Below are 26,741 nucleotides of genomic sequence, written 5' to 3'. Positions count from 1 at the left end.
CAAAAAATTCATACATACATACATATGTTTCTTGTTATTTCTAAATTATTCTGTTACTTTTGCAAAGTGAACAAAAAGACTACGCTTGTAAAGGTTGGTAACATTATTGGTCTGCTTCCAACTTTTCCCATAGTCACCCTATCCTTTCAATCAAAATTTTATTGATTTTTACTGAAAAAATACACACAAGGAGTGTCGTGTGAAAAAACTATCCTATCTAGCGCTTGGTCTATCTGTACTTACCTTGACAGCTTGTAACAATGCTAACGAAACTGCGAGTGCAGGTGCAGATGAGTTTGCAGGTCCTTCACGTCCAGAATGTATCGCTCCAGCAAAACCAGGCGGCGGCTTTGACTTGACTTGTAAGCTTGCTCAGTCAGGTCTAAGAGACACGGGTATATTGACAGACCCAATGCGCGTCACTTATATGCCAGGCGGCGTGGGTGCCGTTGCATATAACAAAATTGTCGCCAATGACCGCAGCAACGAAGACGCTATTATCGCGTTCTCAACAGGATCAATCCTGAACTTATCACAAGGTAAATTTGGTAAATTCACCGAAAAAGACGTGAAATGGCTCGCCGCCGTTGGTACTGATTACGGTGCTATTGCTGTCAATGCGGACTCACCAATCAAAGATCTAGCAGGATTGGTCGCTGAACTTAAATCAAATCCAAAAGCAATCAGTTTCGCCGCTGGTGGTAGTGTTGGCGGTCAGGATTGGATGCAAACCGCTATTTTGGCCAAAGCCGTTGGCGTCAGCCCTAGCGACATGACTTATGTTGCGATGGAAGGCGGCGGTGAGGCAATTACAGCAGTAATGGGTAACCATGTCACTGTTGTAAGTGCTGGTATTGCTGAGATTATGCCACAAGCTACTGCTGGCAAATTACGTGTATTGGCCGTATTTGCCGATGAAAGACTGGGTGGCTCTATGGCTGATATCCCTACTGCAGTCGAGCAAGGCTATGATGTGACTTGGCCTGTCGTTCGTGGTTACTACATGGGTCCAGACGTTAGCCCTGCCGCTTACGACTGGTGGAAAGCCTCATTTGATAAAATGCTTGCTGATCCAAAATTTGCCGAATTGCGTGAACAACAAGAGTTACTACCATTCTCTATGACTGGCGATGAGCTTGAGCAGTATGTCTATAAGCGTACTGGTGAGCTACGTGAGTTGTCTGCTGAGTACGGTCTTGTTGATGCTGCCGCACAGTAGCATTACCCAGACCATATCCCCTTAATGATTGAATACTAAATTGTTTAGTATTCATCAAAGGTTGAAAGATGAGACATCTCTCAACCTTTTTATTTAAAATTTAAGGAATACCTCTATGACGATGGAACGTGCGTTCTCCGGATTAATGGGACTATTTAGCTTATTTTTGGTCTACTTGGCTATTGGTTACGTTGCTCCCATTGCTTATGATCCTATCGGCCCTCGGCCCTATCCTATTTTAATTTTCTCACTGATGGCACTTTTGACCTTGGTTATTGCCTTTCGTCCAGCACGATTTACCAAAGTCATTGATTTAGGCTATAACAAGGTCGTGCTTAGAAATCTGGTTCTGTGTGTCAGTGCATTATTGATTTATAGTTTGATTTTTGAGCCTTTAGGTTTTGTTGTTGCTACCACCCTGATGTGTTTTGCGGTTGGTCTACTGTTTGCAGGCAACCCTGTTAAAAGCCTTATCTTTTCAGTTGTGATCAGTATCGCCCTGTATGTCTTATTTGACATGGCTTTGGACGTCATTCTGCCACTTGGAATATTATCAGGAATAATGGGATAGCTATTATGGAAACTTTTGACTTTTTAATGCACGGTTTCGGCGTAGCGATGTTGCCCAAAAACTTACTGATTGCGCTTATCGGCGCTTTTATTGGTACGATTGTGGGTATGTTGCCAGGCCTTGGCCCGATTAATGGTGTGGCAATTCTACTACCATTTGCTTTTGCCCTCGGTCTACCACCAGAGAGTGCGCTGATCTTACTGGCAGCGGTTTATCTTGGTTGTGAATATGGTGGTCGTATTTCTGCCATTCTACTCAACGTGCCAGGATCTGCTGCGGCGGTGATGACCTCGTTGGATGGTAATCCGCTAGCGGTGCAAGGTAAGGCAGGTATTGCGTTGTCCATCTCTGCGGTCGCCTCGTTTATTGGTTCGACGATTGCGACTCTTGGCGTGGTCTTGTTTGCCCCGCTACTGGCTAAATGGGCGGTGTCTTTTGGCCCTGCTGAATACTTCGTATTGATGGTATTCGCGATTTGCTGTTTGAGTGGTTTGGTCGGTGATCAACCGATTAAGACCGCAGTATCTGCATTGATCGGCTTGGGTCTTGCCACTGTCGGTGTCGATGCGGTGACGGGTATTTATCGCTATACTTTTGACTCCGTCAATCTATCTGATGGTATTCAATTCACAACGATCGTTATTGGTTTCTTCAGTGTCAGTGAAATCTTGATTTTGCTCGAAAGAACCAGTACGGGTGGTAAAATAGTTGCGCAAGGTAAGCGTAGCTTATTCAACCTAAAAGAGTTTCTCTTTACCATCGGCGCTATGTTACGTAGTGGTGCAATGGGTTTCTTCGTTGGTATCCTACCGGGTGCAGGCGCGACGATTGCCAGTGCGATGACCTACGCTAGCGAACGTAAAATTGCTGGTGATAGTGGCAAATTTGGCGAAGGTGACCTTCGTGGTCTAGCATCACCAGAAGCGGCTAATAACGCATCAGCGTGTGGCTCATTCGTACCGATGTTGACCCTAGGTGTTCCTGGTTCTGGTACCACAGCGGTTATGATGGGTGCGTTGACGTTGTACAATATCACGCCAGGTCCACAGTTATTTACTGAGCAGCCGGATATCGTTTGGGGTCTTATTGCCTCATTGTTCATCTGTAACGTTATCTTGCTTGTCATGAACATCCCGTTGGTTGGTTTCTTCTCTAAGCTACTGAATGTACCAAACTATATCTTGATCCCATCAATCGCTGCTATCAGCTTCGTTGGTGTCTACTCTATCAACAGTACAACGTTTGATATGGTGTTCATGGTAGGACTCGGTATCTTTGGTTATTTCTTACGTAAACTGCACTTCCCTCTATCAGCCCTTATTCTAGGTTATGTACTAGGAGAGCTTATGGAGTCTAACCTACGTCGTGCTCTGTCTATCTCTCAAGGCGAGATGTCTATTCTATGGAGCAGCCCAATCACCGTATCATTATGGGGTCTGGTCGTGGTCATGATCTTCATGCCAATCATTCGTAAAATGTATCGTAAACGTTTTAAGAAGACTGCTGCATAAGTTTTTGCTAGTTCGTCTCTAAATGTCTCTCCGGCGGTGGTTATACTCAGGTATGGCCACCGTTTTTTTAGAAATACTTTTACTCTACTTTCAATAGTTATTAAAGACAAGCCCTCAACACTCCTCACTTTTTTTGTCAGCTGTCCAACATTAGCAAAACATCACTACTTGATGTCACTCATGAAATAGGATTTTATAGTGCCCCTTGTTTTAGATTTATTGCAAACCATTCCAACGTGGCACTTAGTAGGACTATTCAGTGCTGGTATGATCGCTTTTATTATCTCTACTATATCTGGTGGTGGCGGTGCGATGCTGCTGATACCAGTCACTTCTTCGATGATAGGAACTGCGGTTGCGCCACCTGTAATCAACGTGGCTACCTTTATGAGTAATGCCTCGCGGCTCTATTTATTTTGGCATGATATTGATTGGTCATTGACCAAGTACTATGTGCCAAGCGCTATCGTAGGAGCGTGGTTGGCGGCATTGGTCTTTAGCCGTTTGGATGCCGGCTGGATTCAGTTATTGGTTGGTGCATTTTTAGTCTCTACTATTTTCCAATACAAGTTCGGTAAAGTAAGTAAAACGTTTGATATGCCAAAAGTCGGTTTTGTACCTGTGGGATTTTTCATTGCCTTTATGAGCACGTTGGTGGGTGGCCTCGGCCCTATTCTTAACCCTTTTTATATGAATGCAGGTCTAGAAAAAGAGAATCTTATTGCGACCAAAACGGCGAATTCTTTTTTTGTCGGTATTGTACAAGTCGTCAGCTACGCCTTTTTTGGCATACTCACTGTCAAGATCTGTGTATATGGTCTTGTATTAGGACTGGGTGCCGTTATTGGCAACGTCATTGGCAAACGCTTTTTGGCTGGCATCAGCATTAGTCAGTTTAGAATAATGCTGCTGATATTAATGGTGATTAGTGGTTTAATAATGATCATAAGAAACATAAACGTATTGTTTTAATAAGCCTATCATTTGATAGCGTCAGTTTATATATAAAAATAGATAGGCACTTATTACAAAAAAACGCAGCGCACCGCTTGATGCCCTGCGTTTTTTATTACATTTAATGTTATTAAAGAATACTGGTCCTAAACTGTAGGTAGACTGCTGTTATTGCTTCCGCATCTTCGATCTGAGGATAATGCCCTAACATAGGAATTTCGGTCGCATCAGCATGGGGAATCAACTTACGATAATGATCGATCATATGCTGACCTGAGATCGGATCTTTAGCACCAGCTATCAGCTTAATAGGAACGGTACTGTTGATAATAGCGCCTACCCACCGTTTACGATACTGCTGACGTTGCGGTATATAGTTAATCAGTTTTTGCATCACTGCCAAACCATTATTATGTGTTAACAGCTGCCATAGCGTATCTATCACCTCTGGCGCAGGCTGCGTGTTAGGGCCAAATATTCGCTGTAAACTGCGCGAAAATTTTTGCTTATTGATGAGTTTGGACACCAAAGGACCTAATCGCGATATCAATAGTTTTTGAATAAAAATAGGTTTATGGGTTTCAGGAAAAAGCCCTCCATTTAAAAAGCAAACACTACCAATATAAAACTCACTATTAGTATTAACCTGCCTTGCCAGCAGTTCCTGAGCCACTGTATCACCATAATCATGCGCCAATATATGATAGTCGCTGACACCCAATTGTCGCAACACAGCCTGACAAAGATTTGCCTGCTCACTGATTAAATAGCGTGCGTTTTTGGGTTTATCTGACAACCCAAACCCCAGCATATCAAGAGTAATAACATAATAATGCTCAGTGAGCACCTGCCACATACCCTCCCAATCCCAACTGGCACTAGGATAACCATGAATCAGTAGCAATGAAGGCGCGCTTTTGTCCCCTGCATGCCGTATAAAAATCTGCTGATCATCAACAGTAAAATACTCTCCCTGTCGTCGCCATTCGTCCAAGGTTATCATTGCTAATCTACTCCTCAAACGATGGGTCAGTACGGCGTAGCTTTCTTAATAAGGCAGGCCATGCGATATCACCATTCGCCCCTCTGGTCACCTGCTCAGACGCCGCTTGAATACCGGCCAATATTTGTGCTGGTATCGGCGTCAATGCGCTGCCACCGCTCTGCGCCTTGATTTGAATCTCGCAGGCATTTTGTAAAATATACATATTCAGAAATGCGTCAGCGACCGTATCGGCACAAGTGAGCAGACCGTGATTGCGCAAGATCATAAAGTTAGCCTTGCCTAAATCAGCAACCAAACGAACCTTTTCTTCTGGGTTCAGTGCCACGCCCTCGTAATCGTGATACGCCAAGTTAGATAAGGGAAATAATGACTGCTGCGAGATGGGCAATAACCCTTGCTCTTGCGCCGAGACTGCCACCCCATCGCTAGTGTGCAGATGAATCACGCAGTGCGCATCATCACGGGCTTCGTGTACGGCACTATGAATAATAAATCCTGCTGGATTGACATTGAACGCTGATGGCGAGACTTTTTCGCCCGCTTTGTTGACTTTGACTAGGCTGGAGGCGGTGATCTCTTCAAATAGCATGCCATAAGGATTGATTAAAAACTCATCTTCCGTCCCTGGTACGCGGGCGGAGATATGAGTAAATACCAGATCATCCCAACCATAAGACGCAACTAAGCGATAACAAGCGGCAAGATTTACTCGCATCTGCCACTCTTGTTCGCTTATATTATGGTGTACACTCGATGTTGAGTCAGTTTGTGTGGTCGTTTTCATCGCTGTTTGCATTGTATAGTCCTTTACAGTTGTAAATAGTCCGAATAATTACTTTACACCATTCTTCAAACCCAAATCTGTCAAAAACATGACACTTATGAATATCAATCATCATTTAAATAACGACCCTTGGTTTGCTGACTTGCCAGCCGAAGTCCAGACACAGCTGGCACATAGCGCTGTGCTAAAGGTGTATCAAAAAAGCCAAATGATTCATGCCATTGGTGATAACGATGATGCGGCGCTGCACTTTGTCGTGTCGGGTACGATTAGAGTCTGCAATGTGAGCGCTAGCGGCAATGCCATGACTCTCGCCCATCTATCTAGTGGCGAATGGTTTGGCGAGATATCTATCATAGATGACCATCCTCGTACCCATGATGCGTGGACAATCAATAAGGTTACGTTGATTTCTATCCCTAGAAAGGTGGTGATTCAAACGGCGCAACAGTATCCAATTTTATACAAGCACCTCGCGCTCATCACTTGCGCGCGTATTCGTAGAGCGTTTGATTGGATTGATGATGCCACCTCACTCAATACATCCGCAAGATTGGCGAGTATGCTCATGGGACTGATTGGTACTTATGGCAAACAGACAGGTGGCGATATAAAAATAGACCTGCGCTTGTCGCAAGAAGAGCTTGGCTTTATGCTTGGTACCACCAGACAAACCGTCAATAAAATCATTCAATCGTGGCAAAAAAAGGCCATAATCGATATGCACTATGGTTTTATTACCATAAAGAATCAGTCTGAGTTAAGAGCAATGATGAATTCTGAATAATTTGAATAGCTATAAAATTTTCTATAAACCACTCAACACCTCGCAAACTAGTATTAGCATCAGCATCAAAACTGCCACCTTAACATCTTCTTAACAGCACACTTGTTATGGTAAGGAATGACGTTTCCTATCATTCTGTTGAGAAGTATTTATATGTCCATATCTCAAGCCGCCAAAATCGACACGCCTAAAGCCAATAAAAAAAACAGTTATCTGAGTAAACTCTACAATCGTGAGATAAATCTCAGTTATCTTATTATCATCGTTGCCTTATATTTGGTGGCGACTGCCAATATTGGCTTTTTTGAGCAGGTGCTAAACGTCTATCCATTTAGCAAAAACGTCGGCTTTATACTGTCTATTACTGGCTTGTTGTTTGGACTGATGTGGCTAGTATTACAGCTGCTTTGCTATCGTCCGATTGCCAAACCAGTATTGATTGCGCTACTGATCACTGCGGCCATCTGTGGTTATTTTACCGATGCTTACGGGACGATATTTGACACTAATATGCTGATCAATAGTCTAGAGACCGATCAAGCAGAGGCGATGGGATTGTTTGCCCCTAGCATGGTCATTCGGGTGCTGCTACTGGGCGTGTTACCAGCATTTATTATTAGCAAAATTCGTCTAAAACGCTTTACTTGGCAACGCAGTATTCTACAAAAAACAGCCACGTTGATATTGTCTATCGCATTGATTGCGGCGTGTCTTTTACCCTTTGGTGACCAGTACGCGAGCTTCTTTCGTCAGCATAAACAAGTTCGCTCTTATGCCAACCCGATCACGCCTATTTACTCTACGATCAAACTTGGCGAAAATTATGTCAATGAGCTGCGCCGTCCTGATACTTTCACGCTACATGCGACAGATGCAAAGCGCGTAGCTCCTACTAATAGCACTGCAAAACCCAAGCTAATGGTGTTCGTCGTTGGTGAAACGGCTCGAGCGGATCACTTTGGTTTGAACGGCTATGCGCGTAACACCACGCCGCTGCTCTCAAAACAATCCAACCTTTATAGCTTTAAAGATGCCGTCTCTTGTGGCACCTCCACTGCTTACTCAGTACCGTGTATGTTCAGTTATGCCAATCGGGAGAACTATGATATCGATACCGCCAAGTACAATGAAAACGTACTCGATACGCTCAGCAAGCAAGGAGTCAATGTCGTTTGGCGAGACAACAACTCTAGCTCTAAAGGCGTGGCTGATCGTGTCACTTTTGAGGACTACAAAACGGCTGATACCAATCCGAACTGCGATGTTGAATGCCGAGATATTGGCATGCTTGATGGTTTTGATAAACTGGTTAAGTCAGGCAGCTCACCGAAAGAGACACCTAAAGATACGCTTATTTTGTTACACCAAATGGGCAATCATGGCCCCGCTTATTACCAGCGCTACCCTAAAGAATTTGAAACGTATAAACCTGTCTGTATGACCAATGAGCTATCCAAATGTGACGCCCAGTCTGTGATCAATGGCTATGACAATGCGATTCTGTACACCGATTACTTTTTGGATAACGTGATTGATACCTTAAAACCTTACGAACAAGATTATGATGTAGTCATGGTATATATGAGCGATCATGGCGAGAGTCTGGGTGAAAATAATATTTACTTGCATGGTCTGCCCTATAAATTTGCCCCAGATACCCAAAAACACGTGCCCGCAGTCATTTGGTCACCAGACAGCAATAACATCGATGCGGATAGTCTCTCTAGTATGAGCAGTCAGCCCGTGTCACATGATTTTATTACGCCGACGTTGCTTAGCTTTTTTGGCATCACAACCGATGCAGTCAAAGGCGCGCCAACCTTTTTTAAAGTAAATAACTAAATCCGTTTCTATATTGTTTTAGGTCACCACTATTTTTTAGGTCAACATCATGTATAAGATACTCGTTATTGAAGACAACCCTGATATCGTGGCCAATATTTACGCGTTTTTTGAGCCAAAAGGCTTTGAATTAGACAACGCACATAATGGCTACAGTGGGCTAACGCTCGCCGCAAGCAATCATTATGACGTGATATTGCTCGATGTGATGCTACCAGGTATGGATGGCACCAAGCTGTGTAAGAAACTCAGAGAAGAATTGCACGACAAAACGCCTGTATTAATGCTCACTGCTCGCGATACGATTTTGGATAAAGTGGCAGGCTTTGATAGCGGCGCTGATGATTATTTGGTCAAGCCTTTTTCGTTGATTGAGCTAGAATGCCGTATCAAAGCACTTATACGTCGTCATGAGGATGATCATTTTGTGCACAGTATCGCTGTGGGCACGCTATCGTTGAACAACAGCGAACATACTATTATGCGCGAAGGAAAGTCGATTAAGCTCACCCCAACTGGATTTAAGATATTACATATCCTAATGAGTGCAGCACCTCGCGTCGTCAGCAAGACAGAACTTGAAGAAAAGGTTTGGGGTCTGGATATACCGAGCAGTGATGCGCTACGTACTCATATGCATAGCGTGCGGGCTCAGGTCGACAAGCCTTTTGACAAAACCATGATAGTGACAGTGCCTGGTGTGGGTTACCAAATCATCGATCCCAATAAATCAGAAAACGCGGTAGTATAACTGAGAGAGCAGCACCTCATACGGTCTACCATCGCTCACTATATCAACCGCCTCCTTCGATTAAGTACCTCTTTACTATGTTCAATATAGACTCGATAGCCAATAAGTTTCGCTTGTCCTACTTTATATTCGCGCTGTTGCTATGCGGGGCTTTTGTCAGTATTTTTCTATACGCGGAAAGTAGAATAGAACAGGAATTGGTCAAGGGTCGGCTGTTGCAGCAGCTTGATATCAGCCAAGAAAAGTATGGCGATCGCTCTATTTATACCGCTAATCCAGGTATCACAATTTACCGCTACGACAATGCACCTGCCAACCTGCAAACAACAGCAACGGCAACGGTGCAAGAGAAGTCTGTCACTATAGACGGTGAGTTTGGCAAAACCCACGGCAACCTTCATTTTTTCGTCTATCAACAAGGCAATCAGACTTACATTTTGACGTACTTGGAAGGGGTGGAAATGGTGATGAGCCACTACCCTGTTTTAGAAATCTTCGAAAACTTAGAAGATATTTTTGCGGATACACTAAGAGTGGCAGTCATTTTGAGTTTGCTTATTGCCGCTATATTCTCTCATTTGTCCTCCAAACAAATCATCAAGCCGCTATTAGATCTAAAACAAGCCGTCGAAACAGATCATAAAAACCTAACAGAACTCACGCATATGCCATCTGAGGTTGGGGTGTTGGCACGTGCTATTGATGAAAAAAACCATAAGCTAGAGCAATATCTCAAGCGCGAGCAACTGTTCACCGGTGACGTCAGCCATGAGCTGCGCACGCCCTTGACCATCATCATGGGTGCCTCTGAGGTGTTGGCCTCACAGTTAGCAGAAGACAGCTACCTAAACGAATTTACCAATCGTATAAGTAATACAGCCCGTGAGACCTCCGAGATTATCACCGCCCTGCTCTTACTTTCGCGCGCTCCTGAAAAGCTAGATGCACCGCAAACATCCATTAATAACACTGCTCTAGCCGAGGTACAGCGATTGACCTATTTGCTGCGCTACAAGACCGTCACGTGTCAGGTAGTCGCTGAGCAAGAATATAGCACCTATGTGCGTCCTGAGCTATTAAAAATGGCATTGGGCAATTTGATAAAAAATGCGTTTCAGTACACGGATGATGGCGAAGTCATTATCACTATCGATGATGAAAAAATCATGGTCACTGATACTGGTCTTGGTATTCCTGAGGCGATGATGCCGCTGCTATATGAACGATTTGAGCGATTGACTCATGACTATCAAGACGGGGGTACAGGCACAGCCTTATCACCAGAGCATGATATCAATCACAAGGTTGAAGGCTCAGGTTTGGGGCTGAGTATCGTACAACGCATCATGTCTCATATGGGCTGGCATCTGACCCATCAAGCCAATCATTCAGGCGGCAGCACTTTTAGTATTTATTACAAGTAGCCCATGCAATAATGCCAAAAAATCTCATCTAAAAAACACCCTCTGCCCTATTTAATATTCATTACCACGTATCCCAGCCTCTTCATAGTCTCTTAACACTTTCTTAATCTCTCTCGTCTTATACTCAAGCTATATCGACTTTGCCTGACTGTTTGTTTGGTCGTGCAAAGCCGAGCGCATACCTTGATATTAATAGACCATTAAGAATTCTATATGAACGACACCAACCCTATTAATCTTGAAAACAAGACAGCCAGTCACAGCTCTATCAAGCAGCCAGCACATCATAGTGCGCTCACGCCTGATAGCTTTGCAGAGAGCGCAAAAGGCAAAACGGGCTTTTACCGAATTATAAAAGCTGCGGGCTATTCAATGGATGGTTTTAAGGCAGCATACAAGTTTGAGGCGGCTTTTAGACAGGTCGTGTGGCTTAATCTTGCCCTGTTTGTGGCTATCGCTTTTATGCCTTTTGCATTGAGTGTAAAGATGATGCTAGTGCTCGCGTCTTTTTTATCTTTGATTGTTGAGCTTCTCAACACTGGTATCGAAGCTTGCGTCGATCATACGTCAACCGCTAAGCATCCACTTGCAAAAATCGCAAAAGATGTCGGCTCTGCTGCACAATTTTTGTCGTTATTTCTCTTAACGGTCTTATGGTTAATGGCGCTGTCTGTCTTTTTATAGTTGTCTATTTTTTTATAGCAACATGCTGGAATCTATCATCACTTAATGTACGTTATCAGGTGTATCCATGACTTTAGAAAACCACTCAATGGCTTGGGGCTGGCTAAAATTACTGTGCGTGACGATCATTGCCACCTTGGTTTTTGAGCATAGCCAGTTGGACATACGCATCAGTGAGCTTTTTTATAGCAATGGACACTGGCTACTAGAAAAGGGCGCGCAGCCTTATGCGTTTATCTTTTATGATTTGCCCAAAGCCCTATTAATTCTACTGGCGGTCTACCTCATAGCAGTGTTAATCATAAAGTATCGACAGCCTTTGCCTGACGTCGCCTCGCAGCATCGCCATAAATTTGATAGATTTTTGCTTCCGTTACCAATTCGGGAGATCGGCTATCTACTGATTATAATCGCGATTGTACCGGCTAGCATTGCCACGCTCAAAGGCGTCACCCATGTGAGTTGCCCAAATGACTTGGTTATTTTTAACGGTGATCTGCCCTACCTTAACCTGTGGCAAAATATCGTAGCAGCTACGCCCGCCAGATGCTTCCCAGCGGCTCACGCCAGCGCAGGGTTTTCCTTATATGGATTGGCTTTTTTGCCGACGTTAAAAAAGTATCGCTATCAAATATTTACCACAGTCACGGTCTTGGGATGGACAATGGGGCTGTATAAAATGCTGTTTGGCGATCATTTTTTTAGTCATACTTTGGTCTCGATGCTGCTATCACTGACGATAGCCTGTGCGCTTGCCACTCTTTTCTTCAAACACTCGATAGCAAATAAAACTAAAAATACCGACAATCATAAAAACCGTGCTGATATAAAGCTGTCTAACACTGGGACACCCAATATTTAGAATCAATATTTAGAATCAATATTTAGAATCAATATTGAGATATGAATGTTTAGATATAACTGAAACCAGCGGTTATATATTTACTAAAATAACACTACTAACCATTTGAAAAACAATGTATAAATAATGAATGAGAACTGGCTTAGTATTGAGCAAAACCATGGATGGCGCTCGTTAATAAAACGCTTTACATATCGATAGCCCACAAAGGAATGTAGCCATGCACCTCTTATGCATTGGACAAAAAATCTCGCACATCTACGCCTTGCTGCTTATTCCATTACTGCTTGTCAGCACTATCGATGACAGTCATGCCGCCAGTTACTCCATCAATCCTACCAATACGCACATACGATTTGCCATTGAACGCTTCAAGACCTCTGCCACTACTGGTGGCTTTTATGATATCAAAGGTCAACTGCAATACGACCCAAGTCGGCAAACAGGCGATATCTCGTTAATCATACCGATAGACTCCCTCAATACAGGCAACCCTTCTTTTAATAGTAGCCTGACGGGACCGGATTTTTTTGATGCGAAAAAGTTTCCCTCGGCGCAATTTAAGTCGACGAAGTGGTATTTTGATCAAAATAAGAAAAGCCCACAGGTAACAAGAGTAGATGGCAAGCTGACGCTACATGGCGAGACGCATCCTATTAGCCTGAAAGCCACAAATTTTGATTGTTATTTGAGCCCCAGTCTTAAAAAGGACGTTTGCGGTGGCGACTTCACTGCGACGATTGATCGCACAAAATGGAATATAAACAAATTTGTCTGGTTTGGATTGACCAAAAATCTTAACTTAAATATTAAGGTGGAAGCCGCCAGACAGTAGCGGCTAATGTTAACTTTACGACAGTGCTTTTTATGACAGTGCTTTTTCAATATAGATAGTTATCACGTTGCTTTATTTTGCTAGACACGACTGGCGAATTGCAGGCATATTAGGATGAGGGATTAAGGATGATTTATCAGCACTATAAGGACGTTATGAAACCACTTTCTACAGTCATGCCAGCGTTGTTGTTTTGCTTAACCACGACAATCGGTTTCGGCGTACTCTCTACCGCTACGATGGCAGAGACGGTCAGCCTGCCAATGGACACTTTGCCTAGCAGAATAACCTTACCTAATGCCAGCCCCGCCAATAGTGCGCTTGCCAACCGCGGTGCTTACGTGGCGCGTACCGCTGACTGTATGGCCTGCCATCGTGAAGACTATAGTGGCGGCGTGCCGATTGAGACGCCCATTGGCAATATTTACTCGACCAATATCACACCATCGACGCGCTATGGTATTGGCAATTATACTGAGGCAGATTTTAAAAAAGCCTTACGCAAAGGTCGCGCACCCGGTCATCAGATCTATCCTGCGATGCCCTATCCGTCCTATCATGGCCTGACGGATGATGACGTCAGTGCCTTGTTTGCTTATTTTCAGACCATCCCTGTGGTAGACAAGCCCCCTGAAAAAACCACACACCTGCCTTTTCCATTGAATATCCGTAGCCTAATGCTGGCATGGAATGTCATCAATGTACCCTCTACCGAAAACCGCTCAGGACTCACGCAAACCCAGCAACGTGGTGAATATCTGGTCAATAATCTAGAGCATTGCGGCACCTGCCATACGCCGCGCAATCTAACCCAAGGTCTTGATAAAGACCGCTACTTATCTGGGGCGCCGCTTGGTAAATGGTTTGCCCCAAATATCACCCCTGACAACGACACAGGGATTGGGCGCTGGAGCGAAATGGACATCGTGACCTACCTACGTACAGGAACGCTTGATAAGCGCGCTTATGCGGGCGGGCCAATGGCGGAAGCCGTGGCACATAGTACACGCTATCTCACTGACGAAGATCTGATCGCGATGGCATCTTATCTAAAAGTCGTCCCAGCCATTAAGACCGATGACTATCTCATACCTGTCAATGTCTCTCGCCTACCACAGCCAGTCAGCAACTCTATTACTTATAACTTACTTGAGCAAAAAGACTATCTGGCGCAGGCCAAAACGAATACTGTCAGCAGTGTCAACAATAGCGGCAGCAATAATAACTTGGGCAGCAACTCGCCAAAAGACTTATATTTAGCACATTGCGCCAGCTGTCATGGCGTCGATGGTTACGCCCAGCCCGATGCGCGCTATGCATCTATCGTTGGCCTCAGTAGCATTCGCCGCGTAAAACCTGATGCGCTCGTTGGCGTGATTGCCTTTGGCGCGAAAGGTGCCTTTAACACAGCACCAAAAATGCCAGGCTTCTCAAAAGATTTAAGCCCTGCACAAATCGCTAGCATTACCAACTATGTACGAGTCACCTTTGGTGGTCTACCAAGCAGCGATGTCAGCGCGGCGGACGTCACGCGTGTGATAAAAGAAAAAAGCTAGCCCTAAGAATTGGCATTAAAACCAACTATAAAAAATGCGCTCTAATCTTCGCCTTTTATCATATGGCAAAGACCCGCATGATAAGGATAATCCTATGAATGACCTGCTCCAATCCCCTACGCGTCGGCAACTGCTCTCCATGATTGGCAAGACCGCAGGCGCGACCGCGATGTATCAAGCGATGACCACGTTGGGGTTTGCATCCGAGTCGAGCTTTAAAGAAGAAATGAACCTCAAAGGTGCCCCTGCTGGCGCCAGTATCGTGGTTTTGGGTGCAGGATTGGGCGGGCTGACTGCGGCCTATGAGCTACGCAAAGCGGGCTACAAAGTGACCGTGCTTGAGTACCAAAATCGTGGCGGCGGACGTAGCTGGACACTCAATAGCGGTGACAAATATATAGAGCTGGGCGGTGCGGAGGTCACGTGCGACTTTAAAAAAGGCAATTACTTTAATGGTGGGCCATGGCGATTGCCCATCCATCACTACGCGGTCTTTCATTATTGCAAAAAGTTCGGCGTCGCATTGCAACCCTTTATCCAAACCAATGATCGCGCTTATCTACACCGTACCAATCACTTTAACGGTGCGCCGCAGCGCTTGGGCGAAGTACAGAGCGATATCCGCGGTTACGTGTCAGAACTGCTGTCCAAAGCCGTCAATAAAGGCAGTCTCGATAGTAGCGTTGATAAAGAGGACAAAGAAAAACTACTCGAAGGTCTAAAGGGCTGGGGCGTTTTGGATAACAACTATCGCTATGTCAAAAGCCATGAAACCGGCAAGCATCGCGGCTATAGTGTGTATCCGGGTGGCGGTTTGATGCCTGATGCCAAGCCATCAACGCCTATACCGATGGATAAGCTACTAGACTCAGGCATGTGGTCGGACATTTATAGCAACTATACCGTCCATGTGCATCAACCAACGATGTTTCAGCCTGTCGGCGGTATGGGAAAAATTGGTGATGCGTTCACGCGCGAGTGCCGCGATATGATTACCTTCAATGCCAAAGTCACCAAGATCAATCAAGGCGAGACAGGCGTTACCGTTGATTATGTTGATAGCAATAGCCCTGACGGTGCCACCAAAACGGTGCGCGCAGATTGGTGCATTTGTACGATTCCTTTATCCATACTGACTCAAATTGATATTAACGTCTCCGCTCCGATGAAAAAAGCGATGGCAGCCGTCCCTTATGATAGCTCGTATAAAGTGGGTTTAGAATTCAAACGGCGGTTCTGGGAAGAGGATGAATGGATCTATGGCGGTATCACCTATACTGATCTGCCGATCACCCAAATCTCCTATCCGTCACAAGATATGTTTAGCACAGGCGCTGGTGTGTTGCTTGGCGCTTATGGCTTTGGCGAGACTTCGTATAAATTTAACTCATTAACACCCAAAGAGCGTATCAACGCGGCGCTCGCCTATGGCAAACAGATTCATCCGCAATATACCAAAGAGTTCCGCTCGGGCACTTCGGTTGCATGGCACCGTATCCCTTGGTCGCTTGGCTGTTATGGTATCTGGAGCGAGTCGAGTCGTGAGCAATATTACGAGACCCTCTGCGAGATTGACCACCGCATCGTACTGGCAGGTGAGCATTGCTCGCACATTCCTGCGTGGCAAGAAGGGGCAATATTATCTGGTATGGATGCCGCCAAACGCTTGCATCAAAAGGCCAAGAAACTTGGGTAGCAGTGTCTTTTTAGTAAGCATTTGGATGACCAGTCTGGCGTTGAAGCAAGGATGATAATAATGAGAATAGCTACATTAGGAATAATCATGGATATGGTGACACCAAACCCAATCGCATCGTCTGGCTCAGCCAAGACCATAATGCTGCTGATGGTTGGCGGGTCAATTGCATTAACAACGTTGTCAGGCTGTAGTCAGTATAAGGCAAAAAACGCAGCCACTATCGCCAATCCACAGACAACGCCTATGGTATTTAACAAAAATTTTGACAATCAGGCCAGTCGCAATCAGGGCGCATGGGGCGGCGTATATATGTCCAAAAACGAGTTGGCTGAACCCGCCAGCAATATCGTCGATGTACGCTCAATACCAAAAATGAGCGATGATCCTAGCATGAAGCCGTGGCTCGCCAAGTTTGAAGGCAGCACACAGGGTAAGACGGGGTTCTTTACCACTAATGGTAAAAAGCTTTATGACGACTCTTGTGCAGGTTGTCATATGCAAAAAGGTGAAGGTGCATACGGCGCTGGCTACTATCCACCGCTTGCTAACAACAGCAAGATGCAATCGAAGTACTATATTATTAGTGTGTTAATCAATGGTCTGCGCGGTATGCCATCGTTCCATAGTATGATGAACGACGAGCAAATAGCCGCCGTCACACAATACGTGCATAGCGATCTAAATAACTTCACAGATACAGTGACCACTGCTAATGTTGCGCAGCTACGCCATAATTTTCCACCAGGTTCAGATCCTAGTGAATAGATGGTACTCGCTATTTTATAAAGCACGTCGACCGATAAAATAAGAGCAACCTCTTAACATAGCTGCTCTTTTGATGAGCTATCCAAACGCTTACATAGCGTTTTAGATACGCTTGGGCGGTACAGAATAGGTGCCGACGACATGAGCCACGACCTCATCTGAACCTTCTGAATATAGAGACACCTCGCCTACTATCAAGGCTCGCCCTACTTTGAGTAAGGTGCATTCAGCGATAATACGTGCATCCGCTGACGGTTTACGCAAAAAATTGATGGTCAGACTCGTCGTCACCGTTAATGGTACGATGCCGATTTTGCCAAGTATCGCGACATAGATGGCGACGTCAGCGACGGCCATCATGACAGGTCCCGATACTGTGCCGCCAGGACGTAACTCATCTATGCCAATATCATGCGATAAGGTTGCACCGTTTTCACTGACTGCTTCGACGATGCATCTGGTTTGTGGAAACTCTAACGCCATAAAGGCGCTGATTTCTTCTTTTGTTGCAGACATAACGCTTCCTTGAGTTGAATTAAACTTTCCTTGTTATTTATTACTTCACTGAATACATTCCTTTAATGTATTACTGGCGTACCTTCCGTACTAAAGGCAAATCCTTTGTTGCTAAAATTACCAATCATGACCGCTTCGATAACTGGTCTGACGGTTTCATCGATACCTTCAACTTCGATAATAAAGTTGGCACCCGACCCGCCTTTATCTTCTTCTTTTTCGACGATATAGTTGAGCGTAGCCATTGCTGGTAGCTCAATGGGCTTGCTTAGATACGATTTTACCAGTGCACCATCGGTATCGTAGTAATCAATTTTATTAATATATAGTGATTTTTTGAGTGTGGTATTACGCACACTCAGTGTCGCTGACAATAGCACTTTGCGATTGTCTCTATCGGTATAGATATCAGAATAAATCGGTACATAAAAGGTTTCTTTATAACTGAACTGACTGCGATCTACATCGGAGGTTACCTCTAACGCTTCAATCGGATCTTGTTGGCGCTCGGACAGAAGAACGTTCGGATCTTGCGCAGACGGATCACAGCCTGACAGCAACACCATAACAGCGACCAATAGAACGGATATACTGCGCTTATTCATAAACTTCCCCTGTCTCTTCTCATGTCACTGCGATTGCAAGCCGTTATTTGATTTTCACACCCACGCTACGTAAGAACTGGTTGATGTGTTTGTTTGCGCCATAAATGACCAATACATCACGGTCTTGCAATATTTGATCAGGCGTGGCCAGACCTTGCACGCTAGGTTTGGTCTGGGTACGACCAAAGCTGTCTTCATAATACTCATAGCGCAAGGTACTAAGCAATCGGATATTGAATTTTTGCTCCAACCGCAACTCCTCAACCGTCCTGCCGATCAATACATTTGGAATCTTAATTTCTACCATACTGAAGTTATCGCTCAACTCGAACGAATCAACGAAATGGCTTAGTGACAGTCGTTTGGCCCAGCGATTAGCCGCTTCTTTTTCAGGGTAAATAATGTCATCGACACCAATGGCTTGTAGGACTTTTTTGTGTAGCGGGTTGATGCTGCGGCTGATCAAACGTTTCGCTTTTAGCGTCTTGAATAACGCCGTCGCCATAACATTGGCGCCTTGATCTTCCCCAATAGCAACAATGACAGTATCGGTATCGACAATCGGTAATCCGCTCACGGTGTACTCATCCGTGGCATCCATACAGAGCGTATGAGAGATGACTTCCTTGTAGGCCTCTACTCGTTGCATGCTGTTGTCAATAGCAATCACTTCGTGACCTTGGCGGGTCAATGCTGCTCCCAGTGACGCACCAAAATTCCCCAATCCTACGATGATGTATTTCATAACCTTAATGACCTTTTTCAGTATCTTTTGATATATCTTTACTCGTTTTTAAGCATAAAATCGTCTGTTTACGACGATTTAGTTAATCGTGATTTCTTCAGTCGGATAGCGATAATTGCGTTGGCGCATGTTTTTGAGTAGCGCAATAAATATCGTCAGCATACTGACCCGTCCAACAAACATGATGACCGAAACCACCACTTTACTAAAATCTGATAAATCTGCTGTCAGGTTTAAACTTAGCCCCACCGTGCTATAAGCTGAGAAACACTCAAACACCACTTTGATCAAATCAAGCTCTGGCTGATCATAACTAATCAGCGTCACACCCGTACCGATGACCAATAATGACAACCACATAATAGAGAACGCGCGGCGGACTGAAATCTCCGCAATCTGACGCTTGAAGACTTCTATCTTCGTTTGCCCACGGGCTAGACTCAGTGTATTTAATAGCGCAATCGCAAAGGTACTGGTCTTGATACCACCACCCGTCGAGTTGGGCGACGCCCCAATCCACATCAAAAATATCGTTAGCATGACTGTTGGAAAAGTCAGCTCACCCATATCAATGACATTGAACCCTGCGGTTCGCGGCGTGGCAGCCGTAAAAAACCCTGTGATAAGCTTACCAAAAAAGCTGGTATGGTCAGCGAGTACATTATTGTATTCAAATACCATCACACCGATCAGACCAGTCAACAATAACGCACCAGTCGTAATCAAAGTAATACGGCTATTGATATTCAGCAACCAAGGCTGATAAATATAGTGCCGGTCATTGCGATATATGAGTCGCTCAGCGCGATGACGCAAATACCGCAGCACATTGACCACAATGGTAAAGCCCATACCACCAAAGATAAAGGTCATCGCAATGATAAGCTGCAATGGATAATTGAAGCGTATCGAATCGTCATACATGCCAGCACTAAAGGTAGAAAACCCAGCATTACAAAAAGCGGAAATCGCATGAAAAACCGAAAAAAACAATTGCTCAGACCAGTCCATATCAGGCATATCATAAATGCTGATATAAATGAGTGCTGCCGCCACCGCCTCAACGGCGAATGTCACATATAAGATAGACTTGAGTGTCGACACCACATTACCCATGCCGCGCATATAAGACATCTCGCTAATGCTCGCTTGCGTCTCATAGCTGACACCGCCCTTAAAAAAATAACTAAAATACGTCACGAACGTCAAAATACCTAAGCCGCCGATTTGTATCAGCCCCATGATAATAACTTGGCCAAACGTCGTAAAATAGGTTGCCGTATCCACGACGATAAGCCCAGTCACACAAACGGCACTGGTCGCGGTAAAGAGTGCATCAATAAAAGATAACGGCTGCGTTGTCGCATTGGGCATCATTAGGAGCAAAGCACCAACCAGCACAACAGCTAAGAAGCTTAAGATAAAAAACTGTGCAGGATTTAGAAAGGTACGATTGAGATTGAAATTATGATCAGAGAGTTCACGGATAAAGGTGACAAACACGGCGATTTTTATCGCAACAAAACCATCAACGGCGGCGTCCAATCCAGAACGCACCAAGTCAGTGAAATGCGCTATCAATAAAATGACAATCGCTGTACTGGTAAAGGCGTCAAACACTGCGACTTTATTAAGCGTTAGCGGTTTTTTTGTGTAAATATAACGGCCAACTGTCACCACAAAGCTCAACAAGATAATGACCAAATAAAAAATATGAAAAACTTGTTGTATCCATGTTGGTAGCGTAAAGCCACTATCTAACAAGGCAACAACTACCCCGATAACACTAATAAGAATCGTAAAATTATTTAATAATTGATAACGTGTGGCTGCATTCATAGCCTGAGTCCATGACAACGATAACCACGATACTTATACTCCTTTTTCATCGTATTCACAAAAACTGATTTGAAATAATCGTAACGAATTATTGAATCAATATAGATCATAATCAAGATTAAAAAAGAATATCAAATACTTGCAAGGATATAGCACACTTACTGATTGTGTCGCTTGATAAGCTAGCTTTCACTCGTCCTTTATCGTTACCGTCGTCATCTTTACACCGCCCCATGTTACCAGTACCACACCAATGGCTATTAACGTCGCTCCTAAAAACAAGCCTTCAGGCGGACGCTCCCCTTGTAAAAAAATCGCGATAGGTACACCAACGACTGCTCCCACTGCACCTAATAAACTGAGCAAAACAGGACCACCTGTTTTTTGCAAAAGAAATAATAATGAGAACTGACCAGCAAACACCGATGCTTGTACGGCTATCAATCCTAGCGGCAACCAATCATCTAAAGATATCGCGACAGAAAAATCAGAGAGCGCACTAAACAAACCTAACAGCAGCGCCGCCGCAACCAGCATGCCGGGTGCGAGCGCACTAGATGAAGCATTGTCAGGCCAGCGTAATGTCCGATAGATATTACCAATGGCGAGTAGCACTGGCCCGCACAGCGCGACTAAAATCCAAAAGACACTAGACTCTGGTGCAGAAAGCTTATGGATAGCCAATACCCCTGCGCCAAAAAGCGCCGCCACTACGCCAAGCGCACGAATGAGATAAAAACGCTCCATACGTAGCAGCAGTGCGCCAAGATACGTTAGCAGTGGGGGTAAAGATATAATTAGGGCAACAAACCCTGCCCCAACATGAGGAATAGCAGAAAATAACAGTAAATTAGCAGCCGCCACGCTGACAAAGGCGGCGACAAAATAATACTCGATACTATGAGCGCTAAAAGGAAGGGCTTCTTTTCTCAGAAAAGAGACTATCAAGAGAATAATAGCAGCACCAGTGATCGACCAAAACAAAAACGCTAGTGGTGTCAGCCCAATGTCACCCGCGTATTTTGCTAGATTGGTCGAAATACCAGTGAGCGCGCCGCCTGCTAATAAGCAAGCAAAAGGCACAAGCCAAGTAGCCTTGCGAGTGTTTTTTTTGAGCGAGTTATTCATCAGCTATCCTATTGGATGACGATGTTTTATCTAGCTGGATAACTTTTTGCGGTGTTTATCATCGAGACAACACTATCTAGATAACACAGTCGCAGGCAAGCTTTGTACCGCCGTTGCCGCTGCATCAATAGCGCCCGCAATATAGCCAGGGAACTGCGCTGACCATTCACTACCACAGCCTGTTAAACAATCTTGCCATACACCTGTTTGTGGCTTAGATGATGGCGCTACTGCATGCTGACCATCGCCGCTGACATCAGCTGGCATCGCCGTCAATGAATCTTGTGCCCAATCTTTGAGATACTCAGCGATTGGCGTATCCGCCTGTGCCCCAAATAGCCGCACCAACTGCGCACGGCAGTGTTCTTTTAACACATCATCAGAGACACTTTGGCGCACTTGCGCGGGAACACCAAAGAAGCCAAACAACGCGCCATTACCTTCTAGCGTAGAAGCGTCATGTATCTCGGTAAGTGGCCCTATCGCACTGCGCGCTGCGCCTGAGAGACCGTTATATCGCCAAAATGGTGACTCATAGACCGCCACATATTTGGCATGAGGTGCCATCCAAGTTGCTGTCTCTTGCCACTGGGTGCTCAGATTTTGCGGTAATGCTGGCTGAAATGTTATACAACCTTCTACCAACCGAGGCGGTAGCGCAAGTAACACATGCTGCGCTCGAAACGTATTGACATATCCGGTCACATGTCCAGAAGTATCTTCGCTCTGCACTTCAATATACCCATCCGTCTTAGTCAACTGCCGTACCTTTTGATTGGTCATGATATAGCGAGTATCTAAGCGAGCGTATAGCGCATCAATCAAAGCAGCCATTCCACCGACTAAACGCATAGAAGGCGGCGCGCTTTTATAACCTTGCATACGCACAGATGATTGCTCAGCAGCGCGCTCCATCATCATATCGCCTACTTCGAACTGCGCAAAGCGCGATAGATTTAATGATTCAATAAGACTACTCAACTGCGGCTGATAGTCTGGCCAAAACCAAGAAGGTCCCAAATCAAACGCATTATTTGATTCTGTGTTATCAGATATTTTATTAGCAGCTTCCTTATCAGCAGCCTTTTTGTCAAGAGCTGCCTGTTCCGAATGGGTCAGACCTGAAGACTTGGCGACTGCAATACGACCACCCAATGTATCACGCGCCTCTAACAGTCTATACGCGATGCCTTTTTGCTCTAATAAAAAGGCGGCGTATAGTCCACTTAAGCCACCGCCAACGATCACTATAGGTACGTCTTGCATATCAGATTTATTCCTATTTGGTAGAAGTTACTCAGCTAGCAGCTTCGTGAGTAGCTCATCTATCTCAACCTTAAACTCTTTATCTTCGATTTTATTGGCCGTGACTTTGGCATTTTGTAGATTTTGGATAGCAGCTTCAGTCTCACCAGTCTCAATCTGTAGAACTGCCATAGAAAAAGCAATTGATGACATATGATCTTTTGAATTGATCGCCGTGGCTTTGACCAACGCTTTATCATAAATCACCAATGCTTCATCCAAATCTTCTGTAAAATCAGCAAGTGTCTCCCACTGCTCTGGATGATCTTTATCGGTATTTTCGTTGTCGGTACAAATGGCTTTTAGTTCCGCATAAAGCGCATCAAATTTTGCTTGGTCGCCGCGACGATCGGCCTCTAGCAATTCTTCGGCTAAGGTATAAATGGCTTTATATATTTTGGTGTTGATCATTTTTTTCTCTATTTTTCGTGAGATAACAAAAAAACTGTGTCTCAATTTATGATTTGGCAGTTAAATTTTTAGTACAGGCAAGCTTAGCACGGTTAGCGATAACGTTGAGCGTTTTCAGACGGTGGCAAAGAGCTATTTTGACTTTATATTTCTGTCTAATCACCGCTCTTGCCAGTGCAACCATAAGCGCATGTCTAATTCGAGCTGGTGATATTCAGGCTCCATATGACAGCACAGTTGATAAAACGCTTTATTATGATCGTGCTCTTTAAAATGAGCAAGCTCATGCACCACAATCATCCGCAAAAACTCTGGCGGCGCGTCTTTGAATAGACTAGCAACCGTGATGCTGTTGTGCGATTTAAGCTTACTGCCTTGCACCCGAGACTGCGTGGTATGAATACCTAGCGCATGCTTTAGTACCTTTAACTTACTGCTATAACTGACATGTGATAGCGGGCCAATCTTACGCATGTACTGGTTTTTTATTTCATTGATATAGTGATAAAGCGCCTTATCACTTTGTACTTGATGCTGGGTGGGATATTTTTTATCCAAATACTCACCCATTCTGCCATCACTTATCATTTGCGCCGCTTGCGTTTGAATCTGCTCTGAGTAATGCGCTATGTATTTTAATCTCGTCACAACAATATCCTTTGCTTGTGTAAAAACTTATCCGCTTGTTTGATAGATTTTACCTTATATTGGCTATATGTTATCTTTCACTTATGCTGTTTCTCGCTTGTTTTGTTCGTCATAAAAAACCCCATAAGCTGTAGCCAACTTATGGGGTCATTTCTTATAAAGATGGGCACTTATCAGCTATCGTATATATAGATTGATAGCTGATAAGTCTAAGCCATTAACGCTCTAAATGTAGATACTGTAAATGACGCTCGTACTGATTTAAGATATCGACCAATACTTGCTCTTTGGTGTAGCCAACCAAGTCATACTCTTGCGAGCCTTCACTTAAGAACACCTCAGCACGATAATAATGCTCTGCCTGCTTGTTTGATGTATTCAATGTAAAGTTAGGACGTTCGGCTTTGATCAAGTTAACTTCATAAATAAAGTCATCTTCATCACCATGACCAACACGCAGTTTTAGACCGTCTACCTGACCACTGTCTTTATCCATACCGGCATCGATATCTTCACCGATACTGGCAAGGTTATGCGCATCTAAAGAGGTTTTGAGACCGCCTGCTTTGAACTCTTTTTCGACCTCAGTCATCGCTGGCATCACCACCGTTTTCAAGAATTTTTCGACCTGCGCGTGTCCTGGGAAACTCACAATGCGTTGCAAGCGTGCTTTCCAGCCTTTACCGCTATCAAGTACATTGGCAGTACCAATCGTGCTGGCTTTGCGCTTATTGCCCTCTTCTTTCAGTGACTTCCACATGGACATCATATAGAGCACTAGAATCAGAGAGAACGGCAAGCCTGCAATCACAGAGACGGATTGCAGTGAAGCAAAACCACCTGCAAATAATAAGCCTAGCGTGATAAGACCCGTTGCCGCCGCCCAAAATAAACGTAACCAAACCGGTGCATCGGTGTCATTGGTCATGCCTCTTGAGCTTAGGTTCGCAAGTACCAACGCGCCTGAGTCAGCAGAAGTCACAAAGAACACCAGACCGATGATCACACCTGCAAATGATAGGACTTCGCTATAAGGGAAGTATTCAAATAGTGCAAACATACCCATCGCGGCATCATTGACGGCAGTTTCACCAAGCGCCGTTGCGCCATTGGCGACCAGATCTATCGCGGTGTTACCAAAGATAGAGAACCATGCAAAAATAAAGCCCAATGGAATAAACATCACGCCAAAGACAAACTCACGTAGCGTACGGCCACGGCTAATACGTGCAATAAATAGACCAACAAACGGTGCCCAAGCCACCCACCATGCCCAGAAAAATATCGTCCAACCTGATTTCCAGTCGGCACCGGCAGTACCGTCGTAAGCGTAAACATCAAAGGTTTTATAAATAATGGTTTGGAAATATTGACCAATATTTTGCGTAAAAGTGTTTAATAAATAGACGGTATTACCCATCACGAGGATGGCAAGCAATAGCAATATTGACGACAGCATATTGAATTCAGACAGACGACGTACGCCTTTTTCGACACCCGTCATCGCAGAGACAGCAGCGGCTACGACCACACCGACAATGATAAGCGCTTGAACCATCTTGCTAGATTCAATACCAAAGACATGGGTCAAGCCAGCATTAGCCTGTAAGACCCCAATACCCAGACTTGTCGCAATACCCATCAACGTACACACGACACCGAAAGTATCAATCCCATCACCCAACCAGCCTTTGATCAAGCGTTCACCAAATATCGGTGTGAGCGGTGAGCGTAGCGCAAGTGGCATGTTTTTGCGATAGGCGAAGTAAGCCAATGCCATACCAATCAGTGCATAAATACCCCAGCCATGTAAACCCCAATGCAAAAAGGTCTGAGCAAGTGCTTGACGCATCGCCTCGGCACTCGCAGGCTCTAGTCCCGTATGCGGTGTTAGATAATGCATCAATGGCTCTGACGCACCAAAAAACAATAGATCTATACCAATACCAGCGGAGAAGAGCATGGCAGCCCACGCTAAAAACGGAAACTGCGCTTTTTCGTGATCCTGCCCCAGCTTGATATCGCCATATTTAGAAAAACCGACAAACAAAGCAAAGATACTATAAGCGGCAACCACCAACATGTAGTACCAGCCAAACTTATCTGATACCCAAGCCATGCTTGAGCTGAGTAAGGTCTCACTATAATCTGGAAAAACAATGGTCCAGATTATCAATAAAATAGAAATAATAGCCGAACCTAAAAACACAGTTTTATTTAGGCTCAAAGGTTTCGTCACATCTTGTGATGGCGAACTGTACATAAAAGACCTCAAATAGGTAAATTAAACAGTG

At 44.6% G+C, this 26,741-nt stretch carries 25 protein-coding genes; 14 read left to right on the top strand and 11 right to left on the bottom strand.

Annotated elements, in window-relative coordinates; translation table 11 throughout:
- The first annotated feature begins 199 nt into the window (after nt 1–199).
- The 4 genes from QO189_RS06375 (at nt 200) to QO189_RS06360 (ending at nt 4,273) form a co-directional block, all read left to right on the top strand.
- On the top strand, nt 200–1,219 hold the full coding sequence (locus tag QO189_RS06375; RefSeq protein WP_371532018.1) for a Bug family tripartite tricarboxylate transporter substrate binding protein: 1,020 nt from the start codon (nt 200–202) through the stop codon (nt 1,217–1,219).
- A gap of 115 nt (nt 1,220–1,334) precedes the next feature.
- On the top strand, nt 1,335–1,790 hold the full coding sequence (locus QO189_RS06370) for a tripartite tricarboxylate transporter TctB family protein (protein WP_075107518.1): 456 nt from the start codon (nt 1,335–1,337) through the stop codon (nt 1,788–1,790).
- A gap of 5 nt (nt 1,791–1,795) precedes the next feature.
- Complete coding sequence (locus QO189_RS06365; protein WP_371532017.1) at nt 1,796–3,301, top strand: tripartite tricarboxylate transporter permease; 1,506 nt, start codon at nt 1,796–1,798, stop codon at nt 3,299–3,301.
- 198 nt (nt 3,302–3,499) lie between these two features.
- Complete coding sequence (locus QO189_RS06360) at nt 3,500–4,273, top strand: sulfite exporter TauE/SafE family protein (RefSeq protein WP_227675846.1); 774 nt, start codon at nt 3,500–3,502, stop codon at nt 4,271–4,273.
- A 112-nt stretch (nt 4,274–4,385) separates the two neighbouring features.
- Here QO189_RS06360 and QO189_RS06355 read toward each other — a convergent pair whose 3' ends face one another.
- Entirely contained in the window at nt 4,386–5,258 is an 873-nt protein-coding gene (locus QO189_RS06355) for an alpha/beta fold hydrolase (protein ID WP_371532016.1), read from the bottom strand.
- A gap of 7 nt (nt 5,259–5,265) precedes the next feature.
- Entirely contained in the window at nt 5,266–6,057 is a 792-nt protein-coding gene (locus tag QO189_RS06350; protein ID WP_371532015.1) for a class II aldolase/adducin family protein, read from the bottom strand.
- Nucleotides 6,058–6,142: 85 nt separating this feature from the next.
- Here QO189_RS06350 and QO189_RS06345 point away from each other — a divergent pair, with 85 nt between their 5' ends.
- From QO189_RS06345 to QO189_RS06300, 10 genes are all read left to right on the top strand, one after another.
- Nucleotides 6,143–6,832 (top strand): Crp/Fnr family transcriptional regulator, encoded by a 690-nt coding sequence (locus QO189_RS06345; RefSeq protein WP_371532014.1) that lies wholly within the window; start codon nt 6,143–6,145, stop codon nt 6,830–6,832.
- A 153-nt stretch (nt 6,833–6,985) separates the two neighbouring features.
- Entirely contained in the window at nt 6,986–8,674 is a 1,689-nt protein-coding gene (locus tag QO189_RS06340; protein ID WP_371532013.1) for a phosphoethanolamine transferase, read from the top strand.
- Between the two features lie 49 nt (nt 8,675–8,723).
- On the top strand, nt 8,724–9,425 hold the full coding sequence (locus QO189_RS06335) for a response regulator transcription factor (RefSeq protein WP_371532012.1): 702 nt from the start codon (nt 8,724–8,726) through the stop codon (nt 9,423–9,425).
- A gap of 77 nt (nt 9,426–9,502) precedes the next feature.
- Entirely contained in the window at nt 9,503–10,849 is a 1,347-nt protein-coding gene (locus QO189_RS06330) for a sensor histidine kinase (RefSeq protein WP_371532011.1), read from the top strand.
- Between the two features lie 213 nt (nt 10,850–11,062).
- Nucleotides 11,063–11,533 carry a diacylglycerol kinase gene (locus QO189_RS06325; RefSeq protein ID WP_371532010.1) on the top strand — a complete coding sequence of 157 codons (471 nt, stop codon included), beginning with the start codon at nt 11,063–11,065 and terminating at the stop codon, nt 11,531–11,533.
- Between the two features lie 67 nt (nt 11,534–11,600).
- Nucleotides 11,601–12,395, top strand: coding sequence for a PAP2 family lipid A phosphatase (locus QO189_RS06320; RefSeq protein WP_371532009.1), 795 nt, complete (start codon nt 11,601–11,603; stop codon nt 12,393–12,395).
- Between the two features lie 220 nt (nt 12,396–12,615).
- Nucleotides 12,616–13,230, top strand: a complete 615-nt coding sequence (locus QO189_RS06315) for a YceI family protein (protein ID WP_371532008.1) — start codon at nt 12,616–12,618, stop codon at nt 13,228–13,230.
- 155 nt (nt 13,231–13,385) lie between these two features.
- Nucleotides 13,386–14,786 (top strand): c-type cytochrome, encoded by a 1,401-nt coding sequence (locus tag QO189_RS06310; RefSeq protein ID WP_371532007.1) that lies wholly within the window; start codon nt 13,386–13,388, stop codon nt 14,784–14,786.
- Between the two features lie 94 nt (nt 14,787–14,880).
- Entirely contained in the window at nt 14,881–16,482 is a 1,602-nt protein-coding gene (locus tag QO189_RS06305) for a flavin monoamine oxidase family protein (protein ID WP_371532006.1), read from the top strand.
- Nucleotides 16,483–16,569: 87 nt separating this feature from the next.
- A complete protein-coding gene (locus QO189_RS06300) occupies nt 16,570–17,250 on the top strand; it encodes a cytochrome c (protein WP_371532005.1) in 681 nt (226 codons plus the stop codon).
- Nucleotides 17,251–17,352: 102 nt separating this feature from the next.
- On the opposite strand, the gene QO189_RS06295 is transcribed toward QO189_RS06300, so the two are convergent.
- The 9 genes from QO189_RS06295 to betT form a co-directional block, all read right to left on the bottom strand.
- Nucleotides 17,353–17,766 (bottom strand): PaaI family thioesterase, encoded by a 414-nt coding sequence (locus QO189_RS06295; RefSeq protein ID WP_371532004.1) that lies wholly within the window; start codon nt 17,764–17,766, stop codon nt 17,353–17,355.
- Between the two features lie 62 nt (nt 17,767–17,828).
- Complete coding sequence (locus QO189_RS06290; RefSeq protein WP_371532003.1) at nt 17,829–18,371, bottom strand: DUF3124 domain-containing protein; 543 nt, start codon at nt 18,369–18,371, stop codon at nt 17,829–17,831.
- A 43-nt stretch (nt 18,372–18,414) separates the two neighbouring features.
- Nucleotides 18,415–19,116, bottom strand: a complete 702-nt coding sequence (locus QO189_RS06285) for a TrkA family potassium uptake protein (protein WP_371532002.1) — start codon at nt 19,114–19,116, stop codon at nt 18,415–18,417.
- Between the two features lie 78 nt (nt 19,117–19,194).
- Nucleotides 19,195–20,955, bottom strand: a complete 1,761-nt coding sequence (locus QO189_RS06280) for a TrkH family potassium uptake protein (RefSeq protein ID WP_371532001.1) — start codon at nt 20,953–20,955, stop codon at nt 19,195–19,197.
- A gap of 189 nt (nt 20,956–21,144) precedes the next feature.
- The gene (locus tag QO189_RS06275) at nt 21,145–22,083 is read right to left on the bottom strand and encodes a DMT family transporter (RefSeq protein WP_371532000.1); all 939 of its coding nucleotides are present in this window, start codon (nt 22,081–22,083) and stop codon (nt 21,145–21,147) included.
- A gap of 72 nt (nt 22,084–22,155) precedes the next feature.
- A complete protein-coding gene (locus QO189_RS06270; protein WP_371531999.1) occupies nt 22,156–23,349 on the bottom strand; it encodes a flavin monoamine oxidase family protein in 1,194 nt (397 codons plus the stop codon).
- A gap of 27 nt (nt 23,350–23,376) precedes the next feature.
- Nucleotides 23,377–23,799, bottom strand: coding sequence for a tetratricopeptide repeat protein (locus QO189_RS06265; protein WP_371531998.1), 423 nt, complete (start codon nt 23,797–23,799; stop codon nt 23,377–23,379).
- Nucleotides 23,800–23,958: 159 nt separating this feature from the next.
- On the bottom strand, nt 23,959–24,447 hold the full coding sequence (locus tag QO189_RS06260; protein WP_371531997.1) for a YgjP-like metallopeptidase domain-containing protein: 489 nt from the start codon (nt 24,445–24,447) through the stop codon (nt 23,959–23,961).
- A 217-nt stretch (nt 24,448–24,664) separates the two neighbouring features.
- The gene (betT, locus tag QO189_RS06255) at nt 24,665–26,710 is read right to left on the bottom strand and encodes a choline BCCT transporter BetT (RefSeq protein WP_371531996.1); all 2,046 of its coding nucleotides are present in this window, start codon (nt 26,708–26,710) and stop codon (nt 24,665–24,667) included.
- Between the last annotated feature and the right edge of the window lie 31 nt (nt 26,711–26,741).

Source organism: Psychrobacter sp. Arc29 (genome assembly GCF_041431175.1).
In the GTDB taxonomy this organism is placed as follows: Bacteria; Pseudomonadota; Gammaproteobacteria; order Pseudomonadales; family Moraxellaceae; genus Psychrobacter.
This window is presented reverse-complemented; position numbering and strand designations above follow the sequence as displayed.

What these genes read in the sequence shown, in the direction of transcription:
- QO189_RS06340 (WP_371532013.1), top strand. Translation starts at nt 6,986, where the DNA reads ATGTCCATATCTCAAGCCGCCAAAATCGACACGCCTAAAGCCAATAAA.
- QO189_RS06320 (WP_371532009.1), top strand. Translation starts at nt 11,601, where the DNA reads ATGACTTTAGAAAACCACTCAATGGCTTGGGGCTGGCTAAAATTACTG.
- QO189_RS06265 (WP_371531998.1), bottom strand. Translation starts at nt 23,799, where the DNA reads ATGATCAACACCAAAATATATAAAGCCATTTATACCTTAGCCGAAGAA.
- QO189_RS06315 (WP_371532008.1), top strand. Translation starts at nt 12,616, where the DNA reads ATGCACCTCTTATGCATTGGACAAAAAATCTCGCACATCTACGCCTTG.
- QO189_RS06345 (WP_371532014.1), top strand. Translation starts at nt 6,143, where the DNA reads ATGAATATCAATCATCATTTAAATAACGACCCTTGGTTTGCTGACTTG.
- QO189_RS06370 (WP_075107518.1), top strand. Translation starts at nt 1,335, where the DNA reads ATGACGATGGAACGTGCGTTCTCCGGATTAATGGGACTATTTAGCTTA.
- betT (WP_371531996.1), bottom strand. Translation starts at nt 26,710, where the DNA reads ATGTACAGTTCGCCATCACAAGATGTGACGAAACCTTTGAGCCTAAAT.
- QO189_RS06350 (WP_371532015.1), bottom strand. Translation starts at nt 6,057, where the DNA reads ATGCAAACAGCGATGAAAACGACCACACAAACTGACTCAACATCGAGT.
- QO189_RS06280 (WP_371532001.1), bottom strand. Translation starts at nt 20,955, where the DNA reads ATGAATGCAGCCACACGTTATCAATTATTAAATAATTTTACGATTCTT.
- QO189_RS06275 (WP_371532000.1), bottom strand. Translation starts at nt 22,083, where the DNA reads ATGAATAACTCGCTCAAAAAAAACACTCGCAAGGCTACTTGGCTTGTG.
- QO189_RS06355 (WP_371532016.1), bottom strand. Translation starts at nt 5,258, where the DNA reads ATGATAACCTTGGACGAATGGCGACGACAGGGAGAGTATTTTACTGTT.
- QO189_RS06305 (WP_371532006.1), top strand. Translation starts at nt 14,881, where the DNA reads ATGAATGACCTGCTCCAATCCCCTACGCGTCGGCAACTGCTCTCCATG.
- QO189_RS06325 (WP_371532010.1), top strand. Translation starts at nt 11,063, where the DNA reads ATGAACGACACCAACCCTATTAATCTTGAAAACAAGACAGCCAGTCAC.
- QO189_RS06285 (WP_371532002.1), bottom strand. Translation starts at nt 19,116, where the DNA reads ATGAAATACATCATCGTAGGATTGGGGAATTTTGGTGCGTCACTGGGA.
- QO189_RS06300 (WP_371532005.1), top strand. Translation starts at nt 16,570, where the DNA reads ATGGATATGGTGACACCAAACCCAATCGCATCGTCTGGCTCAGCCAAG.
- QO189_RS06290 (WP_371532003.1), bottom strand. Translation starts at nt 18,371, where the DNA reads ATGAATAAGCGCAGTATATCCGTTCTATTGGTCGCTGTTATGGTGTTG.
- QO189_RS06330 (WP_371532011.1), top strand. Translation starts at nt 9,503, where the DNA reads ATGTTCAATATAGACTCGATAGCCAATAAGTTTCGCTTGTCCTACTTT.
- QO189_RS06365 (WP_371532017.1), top strand. Translation starts at nt 1,796, where the DNA reads ATGGAAACTTTTGACTTTTTAATGCACGGTTTCGGCGTAGCGATGTTG.
- QO189_RS06310 (WP_371532007.1), top strand. Translation starts at nt 13,386, where the DNA reads ATGAAACCACTTTCTACAGTCATGCCAGCGTTGTTGTTTTGCTTAACC.
- QO189_RS06295 (WP_371532004.1), bottom strand. Translation starts at nt 17,766, where the DNA reads ATGTCTGCAACAAAAGAAGAAATCAGCGCCTTTATGGCGTTAGAGTTT.
- QO189_RS06270 (WP_371531999.1), bottom strand. Translation starts at nt 23,349, where the DNA reads ATGCAAGACGTACCTATAGTGATCGTTGGCGGTGGCTTAAGTGGACTA.
- QO189_RS06335 (WP_371532012.1), top strand. Translation starts at nt 8,724, where the DNA reads ATGTATAAGATACTCGTTATTGAAGACAACCCTGATATCGTGGCCAAT.